The sequence below is a fragment of the Ferroglobus sp. genome (assembly GCF_015521575.1).
Lineage (GTDB): Archaea > Halobacteriota > Archaeoglobi > Archaeoglobales > Archaeoglobaceae > Ferroglobus.
On record NZ_WANY01000173.1, the window covers coordinates 1 to 2,967 of the forward strand.

The following is a 2,967-nucleotide window of genomic DNA, read 5'->3' on the forward strand; positions in this document are numbered from 1 at the left end:
ATTTAACTAACGTCGTAAACAGGATGATTGAAAGCGGGATTGACTTCTTTGCTGCAGAAAGCAAAGGACTATGGCTCGATGTCGTTTATCCATGGGACATTCTCAGAGTTAACGATCTTGCGCTGAAGCACAGGGGGAAGAGAATAGCTGGAAAAGTGGAGAGCGGAGTAACGATAGTCGGCGACGTCGTCGTTGGAAAGGGGAGCATAATCAGGAGTGGAACTTACATAAGAGGACCGGTTGTTATAGGTGAAAACTGCGAAATCGGGGCTAACAGTGTGATCCTTCCCTCCACCTCAATAGGGGACAACACAAAAGTGGAGGAACTCTGCAGAATTGAAAATTGCGTTATCGGAGAAAACGTCGTTATCGGAGCTGGTAGCTACATTAAAGATTCAGTTATCGATTATGGAACGATTTTCGAGCCGAAAGTTGTAACTATAAGCGAAAAAGCTGAGGTAAAAGTTGATGGGGAATTTCACGAGATAAAATCCGGAGCGTTTGTTGGAGAAGGGTGTAGGATAGGAGCTGGCAGCGTTTTAAGAGGTGGAGCAGTTGTTGGCAATAGATGCGAAATAGCTCCGCTGAAAGTTATTTGTGGAAGAATTGAGGACGAAGCGATGGTGTTGTAGATGTGCGGGATAGTTGGCTACATCGGTTTTAGAAAAGCTGATAGCGTGATAATTTCTTCGCTCAAAAGGCTTGAATACCGCGGCTACGACTCTTGGGGGGTAGCAGTTAAGGAGGAAAACGAATTAAAATTGATTAAGAAAGTTGGAGCCATCGGAGATGTTGAAGCTTACGATGTTGGTAACGGAAGAATAGGAATCGGTCACACGAGGTGGGCTACCCACGGAAAACCTTCTGAAAGAAATGCACACCCTCACACGGATTGCAGTGGAAAGATAGCTATTGTCCACAACGGAATAATTTCCAATTTCCAGACCCTTAGGGAAGAGTTAGAGAGTAGAGGGCATGTGTTTAAGTCCGAAACAGACACGGAAGTTATTGCTCACTTGATCGAGGAGAACTATAACGGAGATCTGTTAAATGCTGTAATGAAAGCTCTGGAAAAAGTTAGAGGGTCCTACGCTATTGTAGCTTTACACGCTGAGAAGGAAGAACTCGTTGCTGCGAGATACAAAAGTCCCCTTGTTCTGGGAGTGGGAGATGAAGAATACATAGTAGCTTCGGATGTCCCGGCAATTCTTGATTACACGAAGAGAGTCGTTTACCTTGAAGACGGAGACGTTTTGCGAGTTTACGATAGCGGCTATGAGATCTTTCACGATGGAAAAGCAATTGATAGGAAGATTGAGATAATACCGTGGAGCATAGAAGATGCTGAAAAAGGTGGTTACGAACATTTCATGCTCAAAGAAATCCATGAAACCCCAAAAGTTATCGAGGACACTCTTTCTGAGTATTTAGACGATGAAATAACGATCGACGCCAGCTTTGCGTTCGGGATCTCCGAGATCGTTTTCGTTGCATGCGGAACATCTTACCACGCCTGCCTAATTGGGAAGTACCTCATAGAGAAATTCGTCGATATTCCAGTAAAGGTTGAATACGCTTCCGAATTCATCTATCACCAACCCCCAACCGGGAGAACGCTCGTTATCAGCATAACACAGTCCGGAGAGACAGCAGATACGCTTGAGGCTATGAGAATAGCGAAAAAGAAAGGGGCTAAAGTTCTGACGATAACGAACGTTCTTGGGAGTACAGCAACAAGAATTGCCGATTTCGTACTTTACACGCGAGCAGGTCCGGAGATAAGTGTCGCTGCTACGAAATCCTTTATTGCCCAGCTAATCGTCCTGTACTTGATAGCTTTAAAGCTCTCCCACATACCAAGAACGGAAAAAATGGAGCTTCTCAAGGAGATAAAACTTCTTCCAGAGGTTGTAAAGAGAATTCTCGATGATAAGGAGGAAATCGAAAGAGTTTCAAAGCTTTTGGCAAAGTATGAGAATCTTATGTACATAGGGAGAGGAATCGGATACCCCATAGCGCTGGAAGGAGCCTTAAAAATGAAAGAGATCTCATACATCCACGCTGAAGGTTACCCGGCTGGAGAGCTTAAACACGGTCCCTTCGCTTTGCTTGGGGAGAAAACACCGGTCGTGGCGAGTTTGGTTAGAGATCACACCTACGAAATAATGCTTAACAATATAAAGGAAGTGAAAGCAAGAGATTCAATCGTCGTTGCCGTCGCGGATGAGGATGACGAAGAAGTTTCGAAGTACGTGGATTTTGTTATAAGGGTTCCGAAAACGAATCCAATATTCTCCGCAATCACACATTCAGTTGCTCTGCAGCTATTAGCTTATTACACCGCAAAAGAGAGAGGATGCGAGATAGACAAGCCGAGAAACTTGGCTAAGAGCGTTACCGTCGAATAAATAAAAAATTTAAAAATTACTTCCTTGTTTTAACTTCAACCTCAAGTCCGAGTTCCCTTCTTTTCTCCATTATCGCTTCGTATATCCTTTCAGCGGCTTTTATTGGATCTTCTTCCACAATGACCTTTCCGCCGGTTAGTTTTTCAACATCCTCCGTGAGAAGTTTGACAACATCCTCGCTTCCGGTTACCGGTGGAACCGGAGAAACGTGCGTCGTCACACCGTAGGCTATGGCAAAGATGGCGTCGATTGTAGCCTTCTGCTCCATATATTCAGGAGCCGTAGCCGCTATCGGAAGCTGAGGAATGTCTACTCCCAAGTAATCCGCCAAAACCCTAACGAGGTAAGCGAGCCTTCCGGTGTCGGTGCACGTGCCAAAGCTGAGGACCGGAGGAATGTTGAGAGTTTCACAAACTTTTCTGAGTCCTTCACCAGCTTCTTTGACGGCTTCCAAGCTCGTTAATCCAGCTACTTGCAAGGCAGCATTTCCGCAACCCATTGAAAGCACGAGTATATCCCTCTTAATCAACTCTCTGGCTACTGTGACGGTGTTTTCATC

Annotated in this window: 2 protein-coding genes and 1 pseudogene; 2 read left to right on the top strand and 1 reads right to left on the bottom strand. The window is 45.0% G+C overall.

Going from position 1 to position 2,967, the window contains the following annotated elements:
- The coding region (locus tag F7C14_RS07005) for a DapH/DapD/GlmU-related protein (RefSeq protein WP_290901306.1) at nucleotides 1–632 on the top strand (632 nt) is incomplete at its 5' end.
- Entirely contained in the window at nucleotides 633–2,408 is a 1,776-nt protein-coding gene (glmS, locus tag F7C14_RS07010) for a glutamine--fructose-6-phosphate transaminase (isomerizing) (protein WP_290901308.1), read from the top strand.
- 16 nt (nucleotides 2,409–2,424) lie between these two features.
- Here the strand turns inward: glmS and F7C14_RS07015 are convergent.
- Nucleotides 2,425–2,967: pseudogene (locus F7C14_RS07015) on the bottom strand (carbon monoxide dehydrogenase); the annotation flags it as partial.

Excerpts from the sequence above, each read along its gene's own strand:
- glmS (WP_290901308.1), top strand. The coding sequence starts at position 633 with ATGTGCGGGATAGTTGGCTACATCGGTTTTAGAAAAGCTGATAGCGTG.